Raw genomic sequence first — 25005 nt, forward strand, 5'->3', positions numbered from 1 at the left:
CATGGCTCGCTACACCGGCCCCCTCACCAAGAAGTCGCGTCGTCTCGGCGTCGACCTCGTGGGCGACGACAAGGCGTTCGAGAAGCGCCCGTACCCGCCCGGCCAGCACGGACGGACCCGCATCAAGGAGTCCGAGTACCGCACCCAGCTGCAGGAGAAGCAGAAGGCGCGCTACACGTACGGCGTCCTCGAGAAGCAGTTCCGTCGCTACTACGAGACCGCGCACCGCAAGCCCGGCAAGACCGGCGACAACCTGCTCTCGCTGCTGGAGAGCCGTCTCGACAACGTGGTCTACCGCGCCGGCCTCGCCCGCACGCGCCGCCACGCCCGCCAGCTGGTGACGCACGGTCACTTCCTGGTCAACGGCGTCAAGACGAACATCCCGTCGTTCCAGGTCAGCAAGCACGACATCATCGACGTCAAGCCGAAGTCGCTGGAGACCACGCCGTTCATCGTGGCCCGCGAGACGCATGACGCCGACACCGTGCCCGGCTGGCTCGACGTGTCGCCCGACCGTGGCCGCATCCTCGTCCACCAAAACCCCGTTCGCGAGCAGATCACCGTTCCGATCCAGGAGCAGCTGATCGTGGAGTTCTACTCCAAGATCTGATCTGTCCATCTACCCGGCCCTCATATAGCGGTGGGTCGGAAAGGAAGTAAGACATGCTGATCGCCCAGCGCCCCATCCTGACCGAAGAGGTCATCGACGACTACCGCTCGCGGTTCGTCATCGAGCCCCTCGAGCCCGGCTTCGGCTACACCCTCGGCAACTCGCTGCGTCGCACGCTGCTGTCGTCGATCCCGGGTGCGGCCGTCACGTCGATCAAGATCGACGGCGTCCTGCACGAGTTCTCCACGATCCCCGGTGTCGTCGAGGACGTCACCGAGATCATCCTGAACCTCAAGGACCTCGTCGTCTCCTCCGAGCACGACGAGCCGGTCGTCATGTACCTGCGCAAGAGCGGCGCCGGTGCGGCCACCGCGGCTGACATCGAGACGTCCGCGGGCGTCGAGGTGCACAACCCGGACCTGCACATCGCCACCCTCAACGACAAGGGCAAGCTCGAGATCGAGCTCGTCGCCGAGCGCGGCCGCGGCTACGTCTCCGCCACGCAGAACAAGACCGGCGAGGAGGAGATCGGCCGCATGCCCGTCGACTCCATCTACTCGCCGGTGCTGAAGGTGACGTACAAGGTCGAGGCCACCCGCGTCGAGCAGCGCACCGACTTCGACAAGCTCGTCATCGACGTCGAGACCAAGAAGTCGATCCTTCCGCGCGACGCCATCGCGTCGGCCGGCTCCACGCTGGTCGAGCTGTTCGGCCTGGCCCGTGAGCTGAACGTCGAGGCCGAGGGCATCGACATCGGCCCGTCGCCGGTCGACGAGCAGCTCGCTGCCGACCTGGCCCTGCCGATCGAGGACCTGGACTTCACCGTCCGCTCGTACAACTGCCTCAAGCGCGAGGGCATCCACACCGTGGGTGAGCTCATCACGCGCTCGGAGCAGGACCTGCTCGACATCCGGAACTTCGGCTCGAAGTCCATCGATGAGGTCAAGCAGAAGCTCACCGAGATGGGCCTCGCGCTCAAGGACAGCCCCGCCGGCTTCGACCCGGCCGCCGTGATCGACGCCTTCGACGACGACTCCTCGTTCGCCGAGGACGAGCAGTACTGAGTCGTCGCGACTGAACTGGAGAGAGTGACATGCCTACGCCCACCAAGGGAGCCCGCCTCGGCGGCAGCCCCTCGCACCAGCGCCTGATCCTGTCGAACCTGGCTCAGGCCCTGTTCGAGCACGGCCGCATCACCACCACGGAGGCCAAGGCTCGTCGCCTGCGTCCGTACGCCGAGCAGCTGATCACGAAGGCCAAGACCGACACGGTGGCGAACCGCCGCCAGGTCGTGAAGGTCATCCGTGACAAGAGCGTGCTGCACACGCTGTTCACCGAGATCGGCCCGGCCATGGCCACCCGTCCGGGCGGCTACACGCGCATCACGAAGATCGGTCCGCGCAAGGGCGACAACGCCCCGATGGCCGTCATCGAGATCGTGGAGTCCAAGGAGTTCGCGGCGCAGAACCAGACGCCGAAGAAGCCGAAGGCCGAGAAGAAGCCGGCCCCGGCTCCGGTGGAGGACGTCGTCGAGGACGAGACCCCCGAGGTCAACGCCGCTGACGACGCCGCCGAGGTCGAGACCGACGTCGTCCCGGGCGCGCCCGCCGACGACGCCGAGAACGAGCCCGTCTCCGAGGACGAGGTCGAGGTCGCGGCGGAGAAGGTCGCCGACGCCACCGAGGCTGAGGCTGAGGCCGACGAGCCCACCGAGACGGACGAGTCCGCCGAGGGCGACGACTCCAAGTAGCACTGAGATCAGCGACCCCGGTCCCCGTGTGGGGCCGGGGTCGCTGTCTGTCGAAACGATGACGAGGCACTTCCGACGCTGATAGCGTCCCAGCGGGTGTGTGATCCCTCCACGCGCCCGTGACAAGGGGAAACTGCTATGCCCGCCCGTCGCCTCGCCATCGTCGTCACCGCGGTCGTCGCCGCCGTGCTGACCGGGGCGCTGGCCAGTCCCTCGTCGGCCGATCTTCCGACGTCGGAGCAGGGCACCAGTCACGTGGGGCCGGACGTCTCTCGGCATCCTTCACGGGCTGTCGGACTGATCGTCAAGACCAAGGCGAAACAGGCTACGGGCGACCTCGTGGCCCGCACCCAAGCGGCGATCGGCAGACGGGCGAAGGTGGCCTCGGCGCGGAATCTCACCGGGCGGATCTCTGCGGTGCGTTTCAGGGCGAGCCTCGACGGAAGCTCCGTGCTGGCCGCAGCCAAGGAGGTGGAGAAGCGTTCTGACGTGGAATGGGCCATCCCAGACATGGTGCGGCGCCCGTTCGTGACCCAACCTCCGAAGGACACGAACGATCAATATTTTTCGACGTTGAAGCACTTGTGGGACAACCGCAGTGCTTCGACATCACTGCCCTCCCCCTGGCCCAACGGAGGTTTCAGCACCAGGGCGCCCTACATCTGGAGAGCTCCACAGGGGATGGGTTCTGGCGACGTGGCTGTGGCCGTGATTGACACGGGTATCACCTCGCACCCGGATCTGGACGATCAGCGGCTGCCCGGATACGACTTCGCCTCAGCGTGGTCCGACCCGGACTACGGCAGTGAACCACCGGACTCTCAGGATCCCGACGGGAACCCGGGTTGGGACTCAGACCCATCCGATCCCGGTGATTGGATCCCAAGTAACAAGTGCGGTTTTGTGCACTCGTTGATCGAGAGTAGCTGGCACGGTACTCACGTAGCCGGCATCGTAGCCGCGGAGGGCGACAACGTCGTAGGCGTCGTGGGCGTAGCGCCGAAGGTCAAGATCATCCCGATTCGGGTCGTCGGACGCTGCGGGGCTATCGACTCAGACATTCTCACTGCGATCGAGTGGGCAACTGGGGGTCACATCACTGGCGTGCCGGACAACCCTCATCCCGCCAAGGTGGTCAATCTTTCGCTCGGAGCGGAGGACACGGCCTCGCGGGTCGACAAAGCCTGTATCGGGTATTCGGACGCTGCAACGGCTGCTCGAACCCGCGGGGCGGTGATTGTCGCCGCTGCGGGGAACGCCGGCGTTGACGTGAGGTACAGCGTCCCGGGTGCTTGCTCAGGGATCATCGCGGTCGGAGCTTCGAGCTCGCGTGGTCTACGAGCATCGTATTCCAACTGGGGGGAGAGGCTCTCCTTCTCTGCGATCGGCGGCGACTACCGAGTCGATGGCGACACGTACACCGTCATGTCGACCTACAACACCGGCACGATCGGACCGGTAGGACCGACCTATCTACGTCTTGAGGGGACGAGCATGGCGGCGCCGATGGCGTCGGCAGCAGCGGCGATCCTCTCCTCGCTTGGACTCGACACTGCAGCAAAGGTCGAGGCAGGACTGCGCGCGGCTTTGCGCACGTTTCCCGCGTACAACGCGAAGTACAGGGACTTCTTCAGCAACGGCAAGCCGTGGAGCGAGCTCAATTGCCGGTGGCCTAATCGCTCAGTGACCTACGCGTGCGGCGACGGGATCCTCGACCTCGCCCAGGTGCAGGCGAACATCTCGCCCCCGACCGTGTCGGGCTACTACCGGGTGGGGCAGACGCTGAAGGCGTCGACCGGCTCCTGGAACGCCTCAGGCCGCGGCCTGTCGTACCAGTGGCTGAGCGACAACCAGCCGATCGACGGCGCCACGTCGTCGACGTACAAGGCGCGTGGGTGGGATCTCAACCACCATCTCTCCGTCCGCATCACGCCCAAGGTGAGCGCGTTCAAGCCGCTTGCGAAGACGTCGGCGCAGACGCCGGCGCTCATCCAGGCGAAGTCGACGACGTCGATCTCGCTGCCGACGACGATCTCGCACACCAAGCGGGCCTACGTGTCCGTGACGGTGAAGGCGACGGGCTACTGGCCCACGGGCGAGCTGACTGTGTACGACCGCGACAAGAAGCTGCTCTCGGTCCACCTGACGTCGACGTCGCAGCACGGCACGCGCACGATCAAGCTGCCGGCGCTGGCGAAGGGTTATCACAAGATCACCGTTCAGTACGGCGGCACGAAGTACATCCTGCCGTCGACGTCACCCATGAAGCAGATCAAGTCGAAGTAGCGGTCAGCCGCGTCGCGTCCTGAGCACCCGGAAGCCCCGCTCGGACGCGACGCGGTCGGTAGGCCAGCCCTGGTCGGCGAGCCACCGCTGCAGCGAGTCCGCCCCGAGGTTCTTGCCGACGACCAGGCGCGCCTCGCCGTCGTCGGTGAGGCGGGGGAGCCAGGTCAACAGCAGCTCGTGCAGGGCGTCCTTGCCGACGCGGATCGGCGGGTTCGACCAGATGGCGTCGAACCGGACGTCGTCCGGGACCTCCTCCGGCCGGCCGGCGGTGACGGCGAGACCAGCGCGCTCGGCGTTCAGGCGGGTGAGCTCAAGGGCGCGCTCGTTGACGTCGACGGCCCAGACCGTGGCGCCGGTGGCGGCGACGGCGCAGGCGATCGCGCCCCAGCCGCTGCCGAGGTCGAGCACGGTGCCGGAGGGCGGCTCGTCGTGCCGCAGCAGCACGTCGGTGGCCCTGTCCAGGCCGTCGCGAGCGAAGACGCCCGTGGCCGTCGTCATGGTGAGCTCGTGACCCCACGCCGTCATGACGACGTCCTGGCGACGGTCCTCGACGCCGGGGTCGTCCTCGAAGTAGTGGCCGCTCACTCCGGGGCCGTCCGGACGTTGCGGGCCTCCGCGGCGCGGGCAGCGAGCTGGTCGTCCGGCGGGTAGACGACTTCCTCGAGCACCAGGCCGTGGGCCGGCATCACCGTGACCCGCGGGTCGCGCTCGGTGGCCGCCAGGATCTGCCCGGCCCACGCGGCCTCGTAGCGGCCCTCGCCGACCGCGACGAGCGCACCCATCAGGGACCGGACCATCGAGTGGCAGAACGCGTCGGCGCGGACCGTGGTGGCCACGAGGCCGTCGGGGAGCCGCTCGGGCCGCAGCTCGAGCAGCGTGCGGATCGTCGTGGCGCCCTCCCGCTGCTTGCAGAAGGAGGCGAAGTCGTGCTCACCGACCAGGTGCTCCGCCGCGGCCGCCATCGCCGCGACGTCGAGCGAGGATCGGTGGGCGACGACGAAACCCCTGGTCAGCGGGTCTCCGCCGGGGGTGTCACGGAGCCGGTAGACGTAGCGCCGCTCGGTCGCGGAGAACCGGGCGTCGAACCCGGGTGGCGCGGGCGAGCAGGCCACGAGCGTGACGTCGTCGGGGAGGAACCGCTGCAGCCGCCGGGCGAGTGTCTCCGGATCGACGCCGTCGAGGTCGACGTGTGCCACCTGACCGCGGGCGTGCACCCCGGCGTCGGTGCGGCCGGCGCAGGTCAGCGGCGCGGGGGAGTCGAGGCGCAGGACCGTCGCGATCGCGGCCTCCACCTCGCCCTGCACGGTGCGCAGGCCGGGCTGTGCGGCCCAGCCGTGGAACGCGCTGCCGTCGTAGGCGAGGTCGAGACGAATGCGCACGTCGGTCAGGCTATGGCACGCGCGTCCGGTCAGAGCGCGGTCGCCACCAGGACGGTGGTCACCACGACGACGACGGCGCCGAGCAGCTGACGCGGCCAGGTCCAGCGGGGCTCGCCACGGTCGCCGCCGACGATGCCGAGGACCTCCAGCGCCGCGCCGGGGATCGCCAGCAGGACGAACCCGGCCCGCAGGGCGTCGCGCTCCGAGCCGTCGAAGCGCGAGTCGATGAGGTTGGCCATCGCCAGGCCCACAAGGACCATCACGAGGACGGCCACCACCCCGCGCGGCAGCACGGAGGCCAGGCGCTTGACGTCGGGGACGGCGTCGCCGACGAGGGCGAGCAGCTGCGGGACGGCGAAGATCGCCACCCCCACCCAGAGCTGCCAGCAGGATCCGATGACCGCGCCGGCGAAGAACGCCACGAGCGCGGCGCGGATCACGATGCCGCGCAGCTGGTGCACCAGCGTCGGCTCGTGCATCGAGGTCGCCTCGACGGCGTCGAGGCGCAGCGGATAGCCGTGCGCGATCAGCTCCTCGACCAGGTAGCGACCCACGACCGCAGCCATGGCCACCCAGGCCAGCGCGCCGGCGTGATCGGTGATCGCGAGGTCCTGGCGGGTGAGGTCGCCCAGGCCGCCGACGATGCCGTAGACCGCCCACCCGCTGACCAGCGCGGCGATGACCACGTCGCCCAATCGATCCCAGCCGTAGACGTGACCGGGCTCGGACTTCCGCCGGAGCGGTCGAGCGGCCGCGGCCACGAGCGGGGTGACGAACCAGAGCGCCGCGAGGCCGAGCAGCCCGCGCACGCCGTCGCCGAGCGACAGCCCGTCGGCGGTCAAGCCACCGCGGCTCACGGCGACGGCGGCGAAGACGAGGAAGCCGACGATCCCGGCGGTCGAGTCGAGGACCGCCAGGACCAGGAGGGCAGCGGTGATGCCGAGCGCCGGGGGCAGCGGGGTCGCTGAGCTGTCCGACGCCGCGGCGACGCCGAGCGCCACGCCGGCGACCGGCAGCAGGAGCCACAGCACGCCGAGCGCGGCCCGGAGATAGGTCGCGTCGGCGAGCACCCGCGCGATCAGGGGGAACCGCCGCGACAGGTTGGTCGGCACCGCGACGCTCGCGGCGTCGGCGCGCTTCCAGCCCGGCGTCCGCCACGTGATCGAGCGGTCACCCCACGCCAGGCCGAACGGGTTGTCCCGGCCGGCGTCGTCGCCGGCGCCGTCGACCTCGCCATCGGGCGCGATCGTTGCAGCAAGAGGGGCGGCGCCGCTGCCAGCCCGCTCGGCGTGCTTCGGCGGACCGGACGCCGACGCCCACGCCAGGCGCCGGGGCAGGACCATCCCTCGTGGCCCGACGAGGTACAGGATCGCGAAGCCCGCCAGCATCAGCAGCAGCAGGCGCAGCACGTCGTCGGGGCTGTGGACGAGCGGTGCGGCGGCCTTGGTCTTCGTGGTCGTCGGGGTCTCCTCGGCCGAGGTCTCGGACGGCGTCTCGTCGTCGGACGGTGCGGGCCCGTCGGAGATGGGCGTGGTGTCCGGCGGCGGAGCCAGGGGGATCGGGACCGAGTCAGGGGTGGCCGGGTCGTCGGGCCCGGGGCCAGGGTTCGGCGTCGGGTCGTCGGGCGGGCCGGGCGGTGGAGCGGGGTCGTCGACGTCGAAGTGGAAGGTGATCTCGTCCAGCAGGGTGGTGATGTTGCTGTACTCGCTGACGATGGCGGTGTAGTTGCCGGGCGGCAGCGCCATCGGGAGGACGAGCCCGGCTGGCCGGACGGGCGCGCTCATCGGTGCGGACAGCGACGACTGCGGCTCGAGCACGTAGGTGCAGACGAACTGCTCGCTCTCCGCATCGCCGACGTCGCACGGTCGTGGCGCGCGGAACAACGGCTCGTCGTCGCGCAGGAGCATCCACTCGACGGAGATCTCGCCCATCTCGCGGTAGCCCTCGACCGTGATGGTGTCGTCGGCGATCACGGGGGGCGTCGTCCTCTGGAGGTTGGACCGGGCGAAGTGGAGGGTCACCTTGGTCGCGTCCGAGCGACTTCCGTCGGCGAAGACCTGGACCACTCGGATGTCCTTCGTGGTCCCGGCCAGCTCCGGCGAGGTGAACACCCGCAGCTGGCACTGGTAGAACGTCAGCCCTTGCAACGTGCCGCATCCCGCGAGCAGGTTCCCAGCCTCGTCCTCCACGACGATCTCGTCACCATCAGTGACCACGGACCGGTGACCGGTGATCCAGAGGTCGGCGAGGAAGGGCACGTCGATGTCGGGTGCGCCGTCGACCGTCGGAGCCTCCGGCGCCGCAGCGGACGCAGGCAGGAGCGAGGCCAGCACGACGGTGCAGACCACCCCGAGTCCTGCGAGCACAGACGCCCAGCGCCGCATGGTCGCAGCGTAGGGGCTGTGGAACGGGCGTCGCAGGAAGTTCGGAACATTGGTTGCGATGCGAGACGACGCCTCGTGGACGTACGGTGTCGGGGTGAACCGGGCCGTCGCCGTCGCCGTCGCCGCCGTGGCGGGTCTCGCCATGCTCGGGCTCGCGTGCGAGTCGGCGCCGACCACCGCGGCCGGCGGCACGCCGCCGTCGTTCATCGTGCTCAACCCCACGGCCGACCCGTCGACGTCGCAGACCGTCACCTGGCGCTCGTCGGCCTACGCGGACCAGCGGATCATCGTGCGACCGGCCGCCGGCGGCAACGGCATCACCTTCAAGGCCACGCGCAAGCCGGCCACCAGCGTCGACACCACCGGCAGCGCCCGCCCCGCGTACACCGCCACCGCGACGGGCCTCAAGCCCGGCACGTCGTACACGTACGTCGTCAAGAACGCCCACGCGATCTCGGCGACGCTGCCGTTCACCACCGCCACCAGCGGTTACACGGGCCCGTGGTCCTTCATCGGCCTCGGCGACACCCAGGTCAAGAACGCGGACGTGCCGGCCAAGATCGTCTCCCGCGCGTTCCACACCGTGCCGCGCGCCCGGATCGTACTCCAGGCCGGCGACTCGGTGAACCGCCCGTACATCCACCAGGAGTGGGTCGACCTGTTCCGCGCGATGGGCCGCAGCGGCTCGACCCGCGACTGGCTCATCTCCATCGGCAACCACGAGCAGTGCATCCTCGTGAAGAGCTGCCAGTCGGACGACGCCCTGGCGTTCCGCACGTACTTCACCTGGCCGGGCGGCCAGGTCGACGGGCAGCGGCCCACGTGGTTCGCCACCGACTACCAGGGCGTGCGGTTCGTGGTCATCGACTCGTTCGGCCCCGACCTCGCGGAGCAGGCGGAGTTCCTGGACCAGCAGCTGAGCGACAACCCGTACAAGTGGTCGGTGGTGCTGATGCACGCGGGCCCGTTCGCGTCGCGAGGAGACCGCACCAACTCGAAGGTCTTCTCGCTCGTCCAGCCGGTGCTCGAGCGTCACGACGTCGACCTCGTGCTTGCCGGGCACGACCACTCCTACGCGCGCGGCTTCCACGGCGGTCACCACACGACGGTCTACGCGACGTCGGACTCCGGACCGAAGTACTACAGCTCCTCGAAGACGGACTGGGTGCGCCGCGGCGCCACCAGGGTCCGCTGGGGCACCGACGTGTCGACGTTCCAGATCATCGACGTCCGCCGCGACACCCTGACCTACCGGGCGATCGTCGCGGCCAAGGGCGCGCACCCCACGACGTCGCGACCGCTCGGCGCCACCCTCGACAAGGTCGTGATCAGCAAGGACGCCGAGGGCACCAAGACCGTGACCTGGTAGGTCAGGCCCACCGCTCCGAGGCCGGGACGAAGTCCAGCCCGCGGTCGCCGGTGTAGATCTGCTTCGGCCGGGCGATCTTCTGCTCCTTGTCGTCGACCAGCTCGGTCCACTGGGCGAGCCAGCCCGACGTGCGCGGGATCGCGAACAGCACGGTGAACATCTCCGGCGGGAACTGCAGCGCCTCGTAGATGAGGCCGGAGTAGAAGTCGACGTTCGGGTAGAGCTTGCGCTTGACGAAGTACTCGTCCTCGAGCGCGATCTTCTCCAGCTCCTGCGCGATCTCCAGCAGCGGGTTGACGCCGGTGACCTCGAAGACGTCGTCGCAGGCCTTCTTGATGATCTTGGCGCGCGGGTCGTAGTTCTTGTAGACGCGGTGGCCGAAGCCCATCAGGCGCTCGTCGCCGTTCTTGACGCCCTCGATGAACTCGCCGACCTTGTCCTTGCTGCCGATGCGCTTGAGCATCCGCAGCACCGCCTCGTTGGCGCCGCCGTGCAGCGGGCCGTAGAGGGCAGCGATGCCGGCGGAGACGGCCGAGTACGGATCGACCTGGCTGGAGCCGACGGACCGGACCGCGTTGGTGGAGCAGTTCTGCTCGTGGTCGGCGTGCAGGATGAACAGCACCTCGAGCGCCTTTGCGAGCCGCGGGTCGGGCTCGTAGGTGTGCTCGCTCATCTTGAACAGCATCGACAGGAAGTTCTCGGTGTACGTGAGGTCGTTGTCCGGGTACACGTACGGCTTGCCCTGGGCGTGCCGGAAGGCCCAGGCGCCGAGGGTGGGCATCTTCGCGATGAGTCGCACCATCTGCTCGTGGCGCAGGTCGACGTCGGAGATCTTGGTGGCCTCGGGATAGAACGTCGAGAGCGCGCCGACGCTCGACAGCAGCATGCCCATCGGGTGCGCGTCGTAGCGGAAGCCCTGCATGAGGCTCTTGAGGTTCTCGTGCACGAACGTGTGGAACGTGATCTCGTGCACCCACTTCTCGTGCTGCTCCTTGGTGGGCAGCTCGCCGTGGATCAGCAGGTACGCGACCTCGAGGTACGTGGACGACTCCGCCAGCTGCTCGATCGGGTAGCCGCGGTACTCCAGGATGCCCTTCTCGCCGTCGATGAAGGTGACGGCCGAGCGGCAGGACGCGGTGTTGGTGAATCCGGGGTCGTACAGCGCGATGCCGGCCTGGTCGTCGGTCTTGCCGATCTTGCCGAGGTCGGAGGCGCTGATCGTGCCGTCGGTGATCGGGAGCTCGTACTCCTCGCCCGTACGGTTGTCGCGCACGGTCAGGGTGGGGTTGTCGGTCACGTCGGTTCTCCTGTGCCGTCACACGGTCACCCGCAGGGTGCCGCGGGCTCATCCAACGTAGTGCGGTGCGCCACACCCTGCACAGAGGGGGTCCGCGCACCGGTACCCGTTTTGACCCGGCGTGGAAGGGCCGGTTATTCTTGGATGTCGTCGTGCCCAGCGTCAACGCGTGAGGCCGACGCTCCTCATCGGAGCACTCGACAACCCACTTTCGACACGAGAAGGTCACGCCGTGCGCACGTACAGCCCGAAGCCTGCTGACATCACCCGTCAGTGGCACGTCATCGACGCCGAAGACGTCGTCCTCGGCCGTCTGGCCGTCCAGGCTGCGACGCTGCTGCGCGGCAAGCACAAGCCGACCTACGCCCCTCACGTCGACGGTGGCGACTTCGTCATCATCGTGAACGCCGAGAAGGTGGCGCTGTCGGGCCAGAAGCGCACCGACAAGCTTGCCCACCGCCACAGCGGCTACCCGGGTGGACTGAAGTCGATCGCCTACGGCGACCTCCTCGAGAAGGACGCCCGCAAGGCCGTCGAGAAGTCCGTCCGCGGCATGCTGCCGAAGAACCGCCTCGGCCGTCAGATGATCAAGAAGCTGAAGGTCTACGCCGGTTCCGAGCACCCGCACGCCGCCCAGAAGCCCCAGCCGTTCGAGATCACGCAGATCTCCCAGTGACGCAGACCGGAGAAGAGACCACCGTGGCCGAGAACGAGACCGCCGAGACCGAGTTCGAGACGAACGCCGAGGGCGTCGCCTACACGTCGGAGACCACGTCGTCCGCCGTCGTCACCGACCGCCCGGCCACCATCGCCGACGGTGCCGCCACCGGCCGCCGCAAGGAGGCCATCGCGCGCGTCCGCATCAAGCCGGGCACGGGTGAGTGGACCGTCAACGGCAAGCCGCTGGAGGAGTACCTCCCCAACAAGCTGCACCAGCAGATCGCCAAGGAAGCCCTCACCGAGACCGGTCTCGACGGTCGTTTCGACGTCATCGCCCGGGTCACGGGTGGCGGCATGACCGGCCAGGCCGGCGCCCTGCGCCTCGGCGTGGCCCGCGCGCTCAACGCGATCGACGAAGAGGTCAACCGACCGCTGCTGAAGAAGGCCGGGCTGCTCACGCGCGACGCGCGCATCAAGGAGCGCAAGAAGGCCGGTCTCAAGAAGGCCCGCAAGGCGCCGCAGTACAGCAAGCGCTGACGGTCACGGTCCGAGCAGGCTGATCCACCGTGGGTCGCATCTTCGGCACCGACGGGGTCCGTGGCCTCGCCAACCGCGATCTCACGGCCGAGCTCGCGCTCGACCTGTCGGTCGCCGCTGCCCACGTGCTCGGCGAGGCCGGCGCGTTCGCCGACCAGCGCCCCACAGCGGTCGTGGCGCGTGATCCGCGCGCGTCCGGCGAGTTCCTCGAGGCCGCCGTCGTGGCGGGCCTTGCGTCGGCCGGCGTCGACGTCCACCTGCTCGGCGTCATCCCCACGCCCGGTGCGGCGTACCTGACGGCCGAGCTGTCCGCCGACATGGGCGTGATGATCTCCGCCAGCCACAACCCGATGCCCGACAACGGCATCAAGTTCCTGGCGCGGGGCGGGCTCAAGCTCGACGACGACATCGAGGACGCGATCGAGAACCGGCTCGAGGAGCCGTGGGACCGGCCCACCGGCGCCGAGGTCGGTCGCGTCGGCGACAGCCACGCCGGCGTCGGCACGTACATCAAGCACATCGTCGAGACCTCTCCGGTGCCGCTCGACGGGCTCCGCGTCGTGCTCGACTGCGCCAACGGCGCCGCCTACCAGGTCGCACCCGACGCGTTCCGGCGCCTGGGCGCCACGGTCGTCACCATCCACGCCGAGCCCGACGGCCTCAACATCAACCTCAACTGCGGCTCCACGCACCTGGAGGACCTGCAGAAGGCGGTCGTGGAGTTCGGCGCCGACGCCGGCTTCGCCTTCGACGGCGACGCCGACCGCTGCCTCGCGGTCGACGCGGCCGGCGAGGTCGTCGACGGCGATCACATCCTCGCGGTGCTGGCCGTCGCGGCGCGCGACGCCGGCCGCCTGCGCGACGACACGGTCGTCGCCACGGTGATGAGCAACCTCGGGTTCGTCCAGGCCATGGAGCAGTCCGGCATCACCGTCGTGCAGACCACCGTGGGCGACCGCTACGTGCTGGAGGCCATGCGCGCCGGCGACTTCTCCCTGGGCGGCGAGCAGTCCGGCCACGTCATCATGAGCGACCACGCCACCACCGGCGACGGCGTGCTCACCGCGATCCACGTGGCCGCCCGCATGGTCTCGTCGGGCCGCTCGCTCGCCGAGCTGGCGTCGGTGATGACCCGCCTGCCCCAGGTGCTCGTGAACGTCCCCGACGTCGACAAGACCCGCGCCGACACCGACCCGGTCCTGCAGGGCGAGGTCGCCCTCGCCGAGGCCCGCCTCGGCTCGTCGGGCCGCGTGCTCCTGCGCCAGTCCGGCACCGAGCCCGTCGTCCGCGTGATGGTCGAGGCCCAGACGCACGAGCAGGCCTCGGAGGTCGCCGAGCACCTCGCCGGCGTCGTCCGCACCACGCTGGCCCTCTGATCTCCGAGATGTGGCGGGTTGTCCACTCATCTCGTCCACGTCGCCGCAGAATTCGGTGGATGAGCGGCCACATCTCGAGGACCTAGGATCTCCGGATGACCTCGATCGAGCGGGTGGACCCGGCGGACGACGCGGTGTTCGCGGCGCTCCACGACGTCTACCTGCGGGCGCACGACCGGGACATCGACCAGCCGTACACCGCGCTGGAGAAGCGGGTCGGGCTGCGGTCCGACGACTACAAGACGATGGTGGCGCTGCTGGCGCGGGACGACGGCGGCACGCCCGTCGGCGGCGGGTGGGCGCAGATGCCGTTGCGCGACAACCTCGCGTTCGTGTTCTTCGACGTGTTCGTGGCGCCGGAGCACCGCCGCCGGGGCCACGGGTCAGTCCTGCTCGCCGCGCTGGAGGACCTCGCGCGGGAGGCCGGGCGGTCGACGATGTTCACCGAGGCGTCGTGGCTGATGGACGAGGACGAGCCCGTCGCGAAGGCGTTCGCCGACGCACGCGGGTACCGGCTCGACCTGCTCGACGCCCACCGCGTGCTCGACCTCCCGGCCGACCTCCCGCGGCTGCGGCTGTCCGAGGGCTACACGCTGCACGGCTGGCGCGGCCGCTGCCCGGACGAGTGGGCCCAGGGGTACGCCGACGTCCGTGGGCTGATGGTCCAGGAGGCACCGAGCGGCGACGCCCCGCTCGAGAACGAGTTCTGGGACGTCGGCCGGGTGCGCCGCGAGGAGGAGATGTGGGAGGCGCAGCAGCGCGTCCCACAGGTCTCCGTCGCCCAGGCGGCGGACGGGACGCTGGTGGGCCACACCCAGCTGGTGTTCTCGCTCGACTCCGAGAACGTCTATCAGTGGGACACCCTCGTGCTCCCGGAGCACCGCGGGCACGGCCTCGGCCTGGCGCTGAAGGTCTTCACGATGCAGGAGGCCGCCGACCTCCTCGAAGGCCGGCGGCGCATCCACACCTACAACGCGGCGAGCAACGTGCACATGATCGCCGTGAACGAGAAGCTCGGGTTCCGGCAGGCGTCCTGGTCGGCCGAGCTCGTCCGGGATCTCTGATCACTTCACCTCGGAGCGGAGCATCAGGCGCCACGCGAGGAGGAACGGCAGGACCAGCCAGATGACCGTCGTGACGCCGATCTGAGCCCACATCTCACCGGTCAGGGTGTTGTCGTAGAGGCGGGTGACGGCCCAGTTGTGGTCGAACCAGGCGCCGTTGTCGTTCCACCACTGCTGGGCGGACGCGAGGGCACCGGAGGCACCCGGCAGGACCAGCGCGTAGACGAAGTACCCGACGATCGCGCCCGGCGAGCTGCGGAACAGCAGGCCGAGCATGAAGCCCATCGCCATGCCGATCTGGTTGGCCAGGACGATCTGCAGGAACTGACTCACGGTGATGTCCCAGGTGAGGTCGACGCCGGCGATCGACGAGCCGATGACGTTGCCGAGGGCGCCGATCGCCATGGCGACGACCATGCCGGCGACGCCGATCATCACGGTGACGGCCGCCTTGGCCCCGAGGACGCGCGTCCGGCTGGGCACGAGCGTGAACGTGGTCAGTGCGCTGCGCTGGCTCCACTCGCTGCTCACGGCCAGGGCCGCGATCATCGGCAGGATGACGGTCATCGGGAACCCGACCGCGGCGGCGAACGAGTTGTACGTCAGCTCGTCGTCCGGCGCGAAGATGATCGTCGCGGCCGTGGCGAGCACGGCGGCGATGCCGATGCTGGCCATCAGCCAGAACCCGGACCGGGTGTCGAACATCTTCCGCGCCTCGACGCCGAGCAGGCTGCTCGTCGGGATGGGCGCGATGGTGGTGGGACGGGGGACGGTGAGCGTGCTCATGCGGCACTTCCTTCCATGGCACTGTCGGTCAGGTGGTCGCGCTGACTGTCCGCGGTCAGCTGCAGGAACATCTCCTCGAGCCCGGAGCCGTCGGCGCCGCGGAGCTCGGTGACGGCGATGCCGGCGTCGAACGCGGCGCGTCCGACGGAGGCCGCGTCGGCGTCGACGATGACGCCGTCCGAGCTCGACGACGTGACGGCGAGCCCGGCCGCGGTGACCGCGAGGGCGAGCCCGTCGAGGTCGTCGGCGCGGACCAGGGTGCCGCTGGAGCTGAGGATCTCGTCCTTCGTGCCGCCGGCGACGATCCGGCCGTTGCCGATGACGACGATGTCGTCGGCGATGACCTCGATCTCGTGCAGCAGGTGCGAGGACAGCAGCACGGTGCCGCCGTCGTCGGCGAACCCGCGCAGCAGGTCGCGCATCCAACGGATGCCGGCCGGGTCGAGGCCGTTGGCGGGCTCGTCGAGGATGAGCACCTCCGGACGGCCGATCAGGGCCGTGGCGATGCCGAGACGCTGTCGCATGCCGAGGGAGTAGTTCTTCACCCGGCGCGACGACTCGGCCTCGGTGAGGCTGACGAGGTCGAGCATGTCCTCGACGGCCGTCGCCGGGAGCCGCATGGTCTTCTGGGCGATGGTCAGGATCTCCCGGCCGGTGCGCCCGGCGTGCTGGGCGGAGGCGTCGAGCAGGACGCCGACCTCGCGGCCGGGGTTCGGCAGGTCGGCGAAGCGCCGGCCGAGGATCGTGGCGCTGCCGGCGGTCGGCTCGGTGAGCCCGACCATGACGCGCATGGTGGTGGACTTCCCGGCGCCGTTCGGCCCCAGGAAGCCGGTGACGCGCCCGGGCTGGGCGGTGAACGTCACGTCGTCCAGGGCGGTGAACCCGCCGTACCTCTTGGTGAGGGAATCGATGGTGATCATGGCTCAGAGCCTCCCGTCATACGGCTCTCCACCGCTTCGGGCAGACCCCTGAACCGACCCCCGGTCGGACCCTGATGACCCCTAGGTCACATCTTGCGGAAGCGGACCCACTTCACCGAGTGGTCGGGTCCCTTGCGCAGGACGAGGTCGGCTCGGCCGCGGGTGGTCTGGATGTTCTCGCGGAGGTTGGGCCAGTTGATCGTGTCCCACAGCTCGCCGGCGCGGGTCTCGGCCTCGTCGTCGGTGAGCGTGCTGTACCGGTGGAAGTACGACGCCGGGTCGGCGAACGCGGTCTTGCGGAGCTTGAGGAACCGCTCCACGTACCAGCGGCGGATGTCCTTGCTCGACGCGTCGACGTAGATTCCGAAGTCGAAGTAGTCGCTGACGGCCGCGCCCGGGCTGCCGTCGCCGCGGGTGCCGGCCGGGGCGAGGACGTTCAGGCCCTCGACGATGACGATGTCGGGGTCGTCGAGGGTGACGACCTCGTCGGTGCGGTCGTAGGTGAGGTGCGAGTACACCGGGGCCTGTACCTTCTCGACGCCGGACTTCACGTCGATGATGAACCGCAGCAGCGCCTTGCGGTCGTAGGACTCGGGGAAGCCCTTCCGCTCGAGCAGGCCGCGCGCCTCGAGCTCCGCGTTCGGGAGCAGGAACCCGTCGGTGGTGACGAGCTGGACGCGGGGGTGGTCGGGCGACTGCGCCAGGAGCTCACGCAGGAGGCGGGCGGTGGTGGACTTGCCGACGGCGACCGACCCGGCGATGCCGATGACGAACGGGGTGCGCTCGGGCTGCGGCTGGCGCAGGAACGCCTCGGTGGCCCGCCAGAGCTCGGTGGCCGTGCGGATGCGCAGACTGATCAGCTCGGTGAGCGGGAGGTAGACCTCGCGGACCTCCACGGGATCCAGCTCGTCGCCGAGGCCACGCAGCTGCTCGATCTGCTCGACCGACAGCGGCTGCGGGACGTCGTCGGCGAGGTCGGCCCACGCCGAGCGCTCGAGCTCGACGTAGGGGCCCTGGTCACGGCTCACCAGTCCATCTTGCCGGTAGGGATCGGGTGGTGCTCCACTCGGTAGGCTTCATCCCATGTGCGGAATCGTCGGGTACGTGGGTCATCGTCCGGCGGTCGACGTCCTGATAGGGGGTCTGCGCCGCCTGGAGTACCGCGGCTACGACTCCACCGGAGTGGCCGTGGCGGCTGACGGCCACATGGCGGTCGCGAAGAAGGCCGGCAAGCTCTCGAATCTCGAGGCGGTCCTCGACGAGACGGCGCTCCCGGCCTCCACCACGGGCATCGGCCACACCCGGTGGGCCACCCACGGCGCCCCCAACGACGTCAACGCGCACCCGCACACCGACGCCGACGGCCGGATCGCGGTCATCCACAACGGCATCATCGAGAACTTCGCCGAGCTCCGCTCCGAGCTCGAGCGGGACGGCTACGAGATGGTGTCCGAGACCGACACCGAGGTCGTCGCACACCTGCTGCACCGCGAGCTCCAGACCGTTCCCGACCTGTCCGAGGCCGTGTGCGCGGTGTGCCGGCGACTCCAGGGCGCCTTCACCCTCGTCTTCGCGGACGCGACGCAGCCCGGCACGGTCGTGGGCGCTCGCCGCAACTCGCCCCTGGTGGTCGGCCGCGGCGACGGCGAGAACTTCCTCGGCTCCGACGTCGCGGCGTTCATCGAGTTCACCCGGGAGGCGATCGAGCTCGGCCAGGACCAGGTCGTCACCATCACCACTGACGACATCGTGGTCACCGACTTCGACGGCCGGCCGGTCGAGACCACCGACTACCACGTCGACTGGGACGTGTCGGCCGCCGAGAAGGGCGGCTACGACTGGTTCATGCTCAAGGAGATCGCCGAGCAGCCTCAGGCCGTCGCCGACACCCTGCTCGGCCGGCACACCGTCGACGGCCAGCTCCAGCTCGACGAGATGCGCCTGAGCGACGACGAGCTGCGCGACGTCGACAAGATCATCATCGTCGCGTGCGGCACCGCGTCGTACGCCGGACTCGTCGCGAAGTACGCGATCGAGCACTGGACCCGCATCCCGTGCGAGGTCGAGCTCGCGTCGGAGTTCCGCTACCGCGACCCGATCCTCGACCGCTCCACGCTCGTGGTGTCGATCAGCCAGTCCGGCGAGACCATGGACACCCTGATGGCCATCCGGTACGCGCGCCAGCAGCGGGCCAGGGTGCTGTCCATCTGCAACACCAACGGCTCCACCATCCCGCGCGAGTCCGACGCCGTCCTCTACACACACGCCGGCCCGGAGATCGCGGTCGCGTCCACCAAGGGCTTCCTGTCGCAGATCGTCGCCTGCTACCTGCTGGGGCTGTACCTCGCGCAGGTGAAGGGCACCAAGTACGGCGACGAGATCGCCGACATCGTCCACGAGCTGGAGAAGATCCCGGCCGGCATCCAGCGGATGCTCGACGACGCCGACCAGGTGCGCAAGCTCGCCCAGGACCTCGTCGGGTCCAAGTCGGTGCTGTTCCTCGGCCGCCACGTCGGCTTCCCTGTGGCACTCGAGGGCGCGCTCAAGCTGAAGGAGCTCGCGTACATCCACGCCGAGGGCTTCGCGGCCGGCGAGCTGAAGCACGGGCCCATCGCCGTCATCGAGGAGGGCGTGCCGGTGTTCGTCGTCGTGCCGCCCAAGGCGCGCGACCAGCTGCAGGAGAAGATCGTCAGCAACATCCAGGAGATCCGGGCCCGCGGTGCCCGCACGATCGTGCTCGCGGAGGACGGCGACGAGGACGTCGTGCCGTACGCCGACCACCTGATCCGGATGCCCAAGGTCCCGACGCTGCTGCAGCCGCTCGTCGCCGCCGTGCCGCTCCAGGTGTTCGCCTGCGAGCTGGCCGACCAGCTGGGCCACGACGTCGACCAGCCGCGGAACCTCGCCAAGTCGGTCACGGTCGAGTAGTGGCGATCTGGGGAGTCGGCGTCGACGTCGTCGACCTCGCGAGGTTCGAGGCCAGCCTCGAGCGCACACCCGACCTGCGCTCGCGGCTGTTCACCGACGCCGAGGCCGAGCTGTCGGTCGAGTCGATGGCCGGCCGGTTCGCGGCCAAGGAGGCCTTCGTGAAGGCGCTCCGGGCGCCCGCCGGGATGGCCTGGCGCGACATCGAGGTCGTCACCGATGCCGCCGGCGCGCCGTCGTTCCTGCTGCACGGCGCGGCCGAGGCGCGGACCAAGGAGCTCGAGATCGCCGCCGTGCACCTGTCCATCTCCCACGACACCAGCGTCGCCACGGCGTTCGTGGTGGCGGAGACCTGACATGTTGACCGCGCACTCCGTCGCCGACATCCGCGCGGCCGAGGAGACCCTGGCCGCCACGCTGCCGGACGGGGTGCTGATGCAGCGCGCGGCGCGCGGCCTCGCGGAGGCGCTCGCCGACGTCCCGACCGGTGACCTCGTGATCGCGCTGATCGGCCCGGGCAACAACGGGGGAGATGCGCTGTTCGCCGCGACGCACCTTCTCGATCGCGGGGTGCGCGTCGACCTGTGCCTGTTCGACGAGCAGAAGGTGCACGCGGAAGGACTCGCGGCGGCCACGGCCGCCGGCGCCCAGGTCGTCGCGGCGCCCACGCAGCAGCGGTGGTGCCTCGACGCCGTGCTCGGCATCGGCGCGCGGCCCGGACTCGAGGGCAAGGCGGCCGACTGGGCGGCCTGGATCGCCGAGCAGCGGCCGTTCACGGTCGCGGTGGACGTGCCGTCCGGGGTCGACGTCGACGGCGCCACCACCCCAGGGACGCACGTCCGGGCGGACGCCACGGTCACCTTCGGCACCCACAAGGCCGCGCTGCTGGCCGACCCGTCCGCGCCGGCGGCCGGCGACGTCCACCTCGTCGACATCGGGCTCGGGCCGCACCTCGGCGAGCCGCTGCTCGAGGCGATCGAGCCGTCCGACGGTCACCTGCTCGCCCCGGCGCTGGAGTGGCTCGACGACCCGCGGGCGCACAAGTACAAGCGCGGCGTCGTGGGCGTCATGGCCGGATCCGAGCAGTACGCCGGCGCGGCGCACCTCTGCGTCGCCGGCGCCCAGGCCGGCACCGCGGGCATGGTGCGCTTCGTCGGCTCCGACGCCCTGAGCGCGCGCGTCGTCGACCGGGCCCCGGAGGTCGTGGCGGGCCGCGGCCGCGTGCAGGCCTGGGTCGTCGGGCCGGGCGGTGGCGACGACGCCGGCGAGCAGCTCGCGAGCGCGCTCGAGGACGACCTCCCGGTGGTCGTCGACGCCAGTGCGCTGGAGCACCTGCCCACCACGTTCCTCGTCCCCGCCCTCCTGACGCCGCACGCCGGCGAGCTCGCGGCGATGCTCGGCGTCGACCGTGACGACGTCGAGTCCGACCCGCTCGGCCACGCCACCCAGGCCGCCTTCCGCTGGGGCGCCACCGTCCTGCTCAAGGGCCGGCGCACGCTGGTGGTCACGCAGAGCCGCGTCACCCGCGTGAACCTCACCGGCTCGTCGTGGCTGGGTACCGCGGGCGCCGGCGACGTGCTCGCCGGCTTCGCCGGGTCGCTCATGGCGTCCGGCCTCCACCCGCACGACGCCGGGTCGCTGGCGGCGTTCCTGCACGGTGCCGCGGCGGACGTCGCGAACCCGGACGGTCCGCTCACCGCCACGGACGTCGCCGCCGCACTCCCCGTCGCCACCGCGGAGTTCCTGGGGGGACGGCTGTGAGCGCGCCGCAGGCCGAGGCGGTCGTCGACCTCGACGCATACCGCGACAACCTCGCCGCCCTCGCTGAGTGCGCGCCCGACGCCGCGCTGATGGCCGTGGTCAAGGCGGACGGCTACGGGCACGGCATGGCCGAGTGCGCCCGGGCGGCGCGTGAGGCCGGAGCGTCATGGCTCGGCGTCGCCACGCCCGACGAGGCGCTGCGACTCCGCTCGTCCGGGGACGAGGGCCCGCTGCTGTGCTGGCTCGCATCGCCCGGCGCCGACTTCGCCGCGGTGATCCAGGCGGGCGTGCAGGTCACCGCGTCGTCCGTGGCGCAGCTCGAGGAGATCCTGGCCGCCGCGCCGTCGCGGGTCCCCCTGCAGCTGAAGGTCGACACCGGACTGTCCCGCAACGGGGCGTTCGGCGACGAGTGGCCGCGGCTGGTCGAGGCCGCGGGCCGGGCCCAGGCCGCCGGCCGCATCGAGCTCACCGGCGTCTGGTCGCACTTCGCCTGCGCCGACGAGCCGGACCACCCGGCCAACGACGCCCAGGAGAAGGCCTTCGCCGACGCGCTCGACGTGGTGACGGCTGCGGGCCTCGAGCCGGGTCTCCGCCACCTCTGCAACTCCGCCGGCACGATCGCCCGGCCGAGCGCCCACCTCGACCTCGTCCGTGTGGGCATCTCCTCCTACGGACTCGCACCCGCGAAGACGATGACCGTCGACGTCCCGCTCCGGCCGGTGATGACGTTGCGCGGCCGGCTCGCCGCGGTGAAGCGCGTCCCCGCCGGCACGAGCGTCTCCTACGGCCACACGTTCACCACCGACCGCGAGACCACGCTCGGCCTGGTGCCGCTCGGCTACGCCGAGGGGGTGCCACGCGTGGCGTCCAACCGCGCGGAGGCCGCGTTCGCGGGTCAGCGGGTGCCGCAGGTCGGGATCGTCTGCATGGACCAGATCGTCGTCGACCTCGGCGACCTGCCGGCCGAGCGCGGCGACGTCGTCACGCTGTTCGGTCCGGGCGACGACGGGGAGCCCTCCGCCCAGGACTGGGCGGACGCCGCCGATACCATCACGTACGAGGTCGTCACCCGCATCGGCGGCCGCACCGTCCGCACCTACCGAGGAGCTCGTTAGCCATGGCCCGGCGTGCGTCGACGCGACTCGCAGCGACCGCCGGAGCCTTCGTCGCCGCCGGTGTCGCCACGAAGGTGCTCAGCGACCAGCAGGCGAAGAGGCGCCGGCTCAAGCGCGGGGAGGACGTCGAGTTCGGCTCCGTGCACTCGCCTACCCGCTCGGTGATCTCTGCCGACGGGAGCCGCATCAACGTCGAGATCGACGATGCCGACAGCCCGATCACCGTCGTGTTTGTCCACGGCATCCTCTGCTCGATCGACGCCTGGCACTACCAGCGGCTCGCTCTCCGGGGCAGCGTGCGCATGGTCTTCATGGACCAGCGGTCGCACGGGAGGTCCGGGGCCTCGAACCGCGCGGGGAGCACGACGGAGAACCTGGCGAACGACCTGCGTGCGGTGATCCAGCAGTGCACGTCCGGACCGGTCCTGGTGGTCGGCCACTCCCTGGGCGGCATGACCACGATGTCGCTGGCCGCGCACCACCCGGACCTGTTCGGCGACCCCATCGTCGGGGTGGTGCTGCTCGCCACGAGCACCGGCAAGCTGTTCGTGTCCAGCCCGTCGCTGCGCCGGCTGGTCGGGGTGTCCCGGGCGCTGGCGCCCGCCGTCACCTGGGGCCGTGCCTTCAACAGCTACTCGGTGGTGCGGCGGTGGGCGGTCGGGCCCGACGCTCCCGCGAAGTACGCCGACATGACCAACGAGATGATCTCCCGCACACCCACGCGCATCCTCACCGACTTCCACCCGATGCTCGCGTCGCTCGACCTGCGCGACGCGTTCAAGGTCCTGTCCACCGTCCCGACGGTGGTGGTCTGCGGCACGCACGACGCCATCACGCCGCTGAGCCACTCGCGCCGGATCGCGGCGGGCGTCGAGGGCTCGAACCTGGTGATCCTCGAGCGCACGGGGCACATGGTCATGTTCGAGGAGCACGTCCGGGTCACCGAGATCATCCAGGAGATGGTCGAGAAGGTGGCGCCGTGAGCTCCATCGCGCTCGACGTCATCAACGCCGGCCCGGAGCACGCCCCGGCGATCGTCGACATCATCCAGCGCTCGTTCGGCGCGCGGCCGGAGCTCGACCCGCCGTCGGACGCGCTGGACGAGTCGGTCGAGTCGGTGGCGGCGACGCTCGCCGGCCCGGGCGGTCTCCTCGTCGAGCGCCGCGGCCAGCCCATGGGCGCGTTGCTGTTCGACGAGTCCCGCCCCGGACTGCTCGGCCTGCGCCGCGTGGCGGTCGACCCGGACCTGCAGGCGCGTGGCGTCGCGTCGGCCATGGTCGGCGTCGCGGAGGACACCGCCGAGGAGCGCGGCAAGGACGGCATCTGGCTGCGGGTGCGCGAGGAGCTGCCCGACACCGTGCGGTTCTGGACCCGGCGCCGCTACTACCCGCTCCGGCGGGAAGGGGCGTTCCTCGAGCTCGGCAAGACCCTGTGGCTGGCCCGCGAGGTGCCCACGCCGGAGGCCATGCAGGAGCTCGCGGCGCGGGTCTCAACGCTGGTGCGCGCGGGCGACCTCCTCGTGCTGGCAGGTGACCTGGGCGCCGGGAAGACCACGTTCACCCAAGGTCTCGGTGCGGGCCTCGACGTCCGCGGGCCCATCACGTCGCCGACGTTCGTGCTGGCCCGCACCCACCCGTCGCTCAACGACGGACCGCCACTCGTGCACGTCGACGCGTACCGCCTCGGCAGCGTCGAGGAGGTCGACGACATCGACCTCGACGCATCCACCGAGGAGGCCGTCACCGTCGTGGAGTGGGGGACCGGTGTGGCGGAGCAGCTCAGCGACAGCTGGCTCTCGGTCACCATCGAGGTGCGCGGCGCCCGCCCGATCGACCCGCTCGGCACGCCCGCGGGCGAGGACGAGGTCGGTGACGACGCGGAGCCGCGCGTCGTGACGATCAAGCCCAACGGCCCGCGCTGGGTCGGCGTCCCGCTCCGCTCGACGCTGCTCGGTCAGGGGGCGTAGTGCTGCTGCTCGCCTTCGACACCGCCACGCCCGCGATCACCGTCGCGCTGCACGACGGCTCCGACGTCGTCGCGGTCGCCGGTGGCGAGGGTACGATGGCGCACGGTGAGCTGCTCGCTCCGGCCATCCGCTCGGTGCTCGACGAGGCGGGAGCAGCGGCCCGCGACCTCACCGACGTCGCCGTCGGCGTCGGCCCGGGTCCGTTCACCGGCCTGCGCGTCGGCGTGGTCACGGCGCTGACCATGGGGTCGACGCTCGGGATCACGACGCACGGCGTCTGCACGCTCGACATCCTGGCCGCCGAGATCGCGCAGGCGGCCGGCGCGCCCGGCGGGGGTGCCGGGCCGTGGGCGGCGAACGAGCACAGGGAGGTCGTCGTGGCCACCGACGCCCGCCGCAAGGAGGTCTACTGGGCGCACCACCGTGTCGAGGGCGGTCGCGCCGAGCGGCTCGACGGTCCGCACGTCACCTACCCGGCCGACCTCGCCGAGCTGCACCCCGACCTGCCCGTCTTCGGCCGCGGAGCGACGCTCTACCCGGACGCCCTCAGCGCGACGGACGGCCCGCTCGACCCGTCGGCGTCGGCGCTGGCACGTGCGGTGGTCGAGAACGCGGTGGAGGAGCTCCCGCTGGAGCCCCTCTACCTGCGCCGGCCGGACGCCACGCCGGCGTCCGGCGTCAAGCAGGCCTAGTTGTAGTTCCCCGTCACGTTGTGGACGCGGTCTGCGGGGGTGAGGCCATCGATGCCGGTGTGGGGTCGATGGTGATTGTAGTGATGGAGCCAGGTGGCGTAGGTGGCTGCGCGGGCGGCGTCTGAGAG

General features: G+C 70.5%; 24 protein-coding genes. 16 read left to right on the top strand and 8 right to left on the bottom strand.

What is annotated here, in order from left to right; all coding sequences use genetic code 11:
• Position 1: 1 nt before the first annotated feature.
• The 4 genes from rpsD to FHP06_RS12220 all read left to right on the top strand — a co-directional run bounded on the left by rpsD (position 2) and on the right by FHP06_RS12220 (position 4646).
• Positions 2 to 610, top strand: coding sequence for a 30S ribosomal protein S4 (rpsD, locus tag FHP06_RS12205; protein WP_147687051.1), 609 nt, complete (start codon positions 2 to 4; stop codon positions 608 to 610).
• A 53-nt stretch (positions 611 to 663) separates the two neighbouring features.
• Complete coding sequence (locus FHP06_RS12210) at positions 664 to 1674, top strand: DNA-directed RNA polymerase subunit alpha (RefSeq protein ID WP_147687052.1); 1011 nt, start codon at positions 664 to 666, stop codon at positions 1672 to 1674.
• A 29-nt stretch (positions 1675 to 1703) separates the two neighbouring features.
• Positions 1704 to 2360 (top strand): 50S ribosomal protein L17, encoded by a 657-nt coding sequence (gene rplQ / locus FHP06_RS12215; RefSeq protein ID WP_147687053.1) that lies wholly within the window; start codon positions 1704 to 1706, stop codon positions 2358 to 2360.
• A 138-nt stretch (positions 2361 to 2498) separates the two neighbouring features.
• Positions 2499 to 4646 carry a S8 family serine peptidase gene (locus FHP06_RS12220; protein ID WP_147687054.1) on the top strand — a complete coding sequence of 716 codons (2148 nt, stop codon included), beginning with the start codon at positions 2499 to 2501 and terminating at the stop codon, positions 4644 to 4646.
• A gap of 3 nt (positions 4647 to 4649) precedes the next feature.
• On the opposite strand, the gene FHP06_RS12225 is transcribed toward FHP06_RS12220, so the two are convergent.
• From FHP06_RS12225 to FHP06_RS12235, 3 genes are read right to left on the bottom strand one after another with little or no spacing between them, the layout of a single operon-like run.
• Positions 4650 to 5231: a class I SAM-dependent methyltransferase gene (locus tag FHP06_RS12225; RefSeq protein ID WP_407921294.1), complete on the bottom strand. Its 582-nt coding sequence runs from the start codon at positions 5229 to 5231 to the stop codon at positions 4650 to 4652.
• The gene (gene truA / locus FHP06_RS12230; protein ID WP_222706463.1) at positions 5228 to 6025 is read right to left on the bottom strand and encodes a tRNA pseudouridine(38-40) synthase TruA; all 798 of its coding nucleotides are present in this window, start codon (positions 6023 to 6025) and stop codon (positions 5228 to 5230) included. Before truA ends, FHP06_RS12225 begins: the two co-directional genes overlap by 4 nt.
• A gap of 29 nt (positions 6026 to 6054) precedes the next feature.
• Entirely contained in the window at positions 6055 to 8409 is a 2355-nt protein-coding gene (locus FHP06_RS12235; protein ID WP_147687055.1) for a hypothetical protein, read from the bottom strand.
• 94 nt (positions 8410 to 8503) lie between these two features.
• On the opposite strand from FHP06_RS12235, the gene FHP06_RS12240 reads away from it, so the two are divergent.
• Entirely contained in the window at positions 8504 to 9778 is a 1275-nt protein-coding gene (locus tag FHP06_RS12240; RefSeq protein ID WP_187271915.1) for a purple acid phosphatase family protein, read from the top strand.
• A 1-nt stretch (position 9779) separates the two neighbouring features.
• Here FHP06_RS12240 and FHP06_RS12245 read toward each other — a convergent pair whose 3' ends face one another.
• Positions 9780 to 11075 carry a citrate synthase gene (locus tag FHP06_RS12245; protein ID WP_147687057.1) on the bottom strand — a complete coding sequence of 432 codons (1296 nt, stop codon included), beginning with the start codon at positions 11073 to 11075 and terminating at the stop codon, positions 9780 to 9782.
• 232 nt (positions 11076 to 11307) lie between these two features.
• Between FHP06_RS12245 and rplM the strand changes: the two genes are divergently transcribed.
• The 4 genes from rplM (at position 11308) to FHP06_RS12265 (ending at position 14712) form a co-directional block, all read left to right on the top strand.
• Complete coding sequence (gene rplM / locus FHP06_RS12250) at positions 11308 to 11751, top strand: 50S ribosomal protein L13 (RefSeq protein WP_147687095.1); 444 nt, start codon at positions 11308 to 11310, stop codon at positions 11749 to 11751.
• Complete coding sequence (rpsI, locus tag FHP06_RS12255; RefSeq protein ID WP_407921295.1) at positions 11748 to 12272, top strand: 30S ribosomal protein S9; 525 nt, start codon at positions 11748 to 11750, stop codon at positions 12270 to 12272. Before rplM ends, rpsI begins: the two co-directional genes overlap by 4 nt.
• A 29-nt stretch (positions 12273 to 12301) precedes the next feature.
• A complete protein-coding gene (gene glmM, locus FHP06_RS12260; protein ID WP_147687059.1) occupies positions 12302 to 13648 on the top strand; it encodes a phosphoglucosamine mutase in 1347 nt (448 codons plus the stop codon).
• Positions 13649 to 13743: 95 nt separating this feature from the next.
• Positions 13744 to 14712, top strand: a complete 969-nt coding sequence (locus tag FHP06_RS12265) for a GNAT family N-acetyltransferase (protein ID WP_147687060.1) — start codon at positions 13744 to 13746, stop codon at positions 14710 to 14712.
• Here FHP06_RS12265 and FHP06_RS12270 read toward each other — a convergent pair whose 3' ends face one another.
• The 3 genes from FHP06_RS12270 to coaA all read right to left on the bottom strand — a co-directional run bounded on the left by FHP06_RS12270 (position 14713) and on the right by coaA (position 17446).
• Positions 14713 to 15498 (bottom strand): ABC-2 transporter permease, encoded by a 786-nt coding sequence (locus FHP06_RS12270; RefSeq protein ID WP_147687061.1) that lies wholly within the window; start codon positions 15496 to 15498, stop codon positions 14713 to 14715.
• A complete protein-coding gene (locus FHP06_RS12275; RefSeq protein WP_147687062.1) occupies positions 15495 to 16418 on the bottom strand; it encodes an ABC transporter ATP-binding protein in 924 nt (307 codons plus the stop codon). Before FHP06_RS12275 ends, FHP06_RS12270 begins: the two co-directional genes overlap by 4 nt.
• Positions 16419 to 16504: 86 nt before the next feature.
• Positions 16505 to 17446, bottom strand: coding sequence for a type I pantothenate kinase (coaA, locus tag FHP06_RS12280; protein ID WP_407921296.1), 942 nt, complete (start codon positions 17444 to 17446; stop codon positions 16505 to 16507).
• A 55-nt stretch (positions 17447 to 17501) separates the two neighbouring features.
• Between coaA and glmS the strand changes: the two genes are divergently transcribed.
• From glmS to tsaB, 7 genes are read left to right on the top strand one after another with little or no spacing between them, the layout of a single operon-like run.
• Positions 17502 to 19346 carry a glutamine--fructose-6-phosphate transaminase (isomerizing) gene (gene glmS, locus FHP06_RS12285; RefSeq protein WP_147687064.1) on the top strand — a complete coding sequence of 615 codons (1845 nt, stop codon included), beginning with the start codon at positions 17502 to 17504 and terminating at the stop codon, positions 19344 to 19346.
• Positions 19346 to 19699, top strand: coding sequence for a holo-ACP synthase (locus tag FHP06_RS12290; RefSeq protein ID WP_147687065.1), 354 nt, complete (start codon positions 19346 to 19348; stop codon positions 19697 to 19699). Before glmS ends, FHP06_RS12290 begins: the two co-directional genes overlap by 1 nt.
• Position 19700: 1 nt before the next feature.
• Positions 19701 to 21104: an NAD(P)H-hydrate epimerase gene (locus tag FHP06_RS12295; RefSeq protein WP_147687066.1), complete on the top strand. Its 1404-nt coding sequence runs from the start codon at positions 19701 to 19703 to the stop codon at positions 21102 to 21104.
• Positions 21101 to 22219 carry an alanine racemase gene (alr, locus tag FHP06_RS12300; RefSeq protein ID WP_147687067.1) on the top strand — a complete coding sequence of 373 codons (1119 nt, stop codon included), beginning with the start codon at positions 21101 to 21103 and terminating at the stop codon, positions 22217 to 22219. Before FHP06_RS12295 ends, alr begins: the two co-directional genes overlap by 4 nt.
• Before the next feature lie 2 nt (positions 22220 to 22221).
• Complete coding sequence (locus FHP06_RS12305) at positions 22222 to 23202, top strand: alpha/beta fold hydrolase (protein WP_147687068.1); 981 nt, start codon at positions 22222 to 22224, stop codon at positions 23200 to 23202.
• Positions 23199 to 24185, top strand: a complete 987-nt coding sequence (gene tsaE / locus FHP06_RS12310; RefSeq protein ID WP_147687069.1) for a tRNA (adenosine(37)-N6)-threonylcarbamoyltransferase complex ATPase subunit type 1 TsaE — start codon at positions 23199 to 23201, stop codon at positions 24183 to 24185. Before FHP06_RS12305 ends, tsaE begins: the two co-directional genes overlap by 4 nt.
• Positions 24185 to 24877 (top strand): tRNA (adenosine(37)-N6)-threonylcarbamoyltransferase complex dimerization subunit type 1 TsaB, encoded by a 693-nt coding sequence (gene tsaB, locus FHP06_RS12315; RefSeq protein WP_147687070.1) that lies wholly within the window; start codon positions 24185 to 24187, stop codon positions 24875 to 24877. Before tsaE ends, tsaB begins: the two co-directional genes overlap by 1 nt.
• Here tsaB and FHP06_RS12320 read toward each other — a convergent pair.
• On the bottom strand, positions 24874 to 25005 hold a 132-nt coding region (locus tag FHP06_RS12320), incomplete at its 5' end, for an integrase core domain-containing protein (RefSeq protein ID WP_147687071.1). The two genes, tsaB and FHP06_RS12320, sit on opposite strands and share 4 nt — an antisense overlap.

It is taken from the genome of Aeromicrobium terrae (genome assembly GCF_008039565.1).
Classification (GTDB): domain Bacteria; phylum Actinomycetota; class Actinomycetes; order Propionibacteriales; family Nocardioidaceae; genus Aeromicrobium; species Aeromicrobium terrae.

What these genes read in the sequence shown, in the direction of transcription:
- FHP06_RS12220 (WP_147687054.1), top strand. Translation starts at nt 2,499, where the DNA reads ATGCCCGCCCGTCGCCTCGCCATCGTCGTCACCGCGGTCGTCGCCGCC.
- FHP06_RS12235 (WP_147687055.1), bottom strand. Translation starts at nt 8,409, where the DNA reads ATGCGGCGCTGGGCGTCTGTGCTCGCAGGACTCGGGGTGGTCTGCACC.
- FHP06_RS12270 (WP_147687061.1), bottom strand. Translation starts at nt 15,498, where the DNA reads ATGAGCACGCTCACCGTCCCCCGTCCCACCACCATCGCGCCCATCCCG.
- rpsD (WP_147687051.1), top strand. Translation starts at nt 2, where the DNA reads ATGGCTCGCTACACCGGCCCCCTCACCAAGAAGTCGCGTCGTCTCGGC.
- glmS (WP_147687064.1), top strand. Translation starts at nt 17,502, where the DNA reads ATGTGCGGAATCGTCGGGTACGTGGGTCATCGTCCGGCGGTCGACGTC.
- FHP06_RS12210 (WP_147687052.1), top strand. Translation starts at nt 664, where the DNA reads ATGCTGATCGCCCAGCGCCCCATCCTGACCGAAGAGGTCATCGACGAC.
- FHP06_RS12295 (WP_147687066.1), top strand. Translation starts at nt 19,701, where the DNA reads ATGTTGACCGCGCACTCCGTCGCCGACATCCGCGCGGCCGAGGAGACC.
- FHP06_RS12265 (WP_147687060.1), top strand. Translation starts at nt 13,744, where the DNA reads ATGACCTCGATCGAGCGGGTGGACCCGGCGGACGACGCGGTGTTCGCG.
- FHP06_RS12305 (WP_147687068.1), top strand. Translation starts at nt 22,222, where the DNA reads ATGGCCCGGCGTGCGTCGACGCGACTCGCAGCGACCGCCGGAGCCTTC.
- FHP06_RS12275 (WP_147687062.1), bottom strand. Translation starts at nt 16,418, where the DNA reads ATGATCACCATCGATTCCCTCACCAAGAGGTACGGCGGGTTCACCGCC.
- rplQ (WP_147687053.1), top strand. Translation starts at nt 1,704, where the DNA reads ATGCCTACGCCCACCAAGGGAGCCCGCCTCGGCGGCAGCCCCTCGCAC.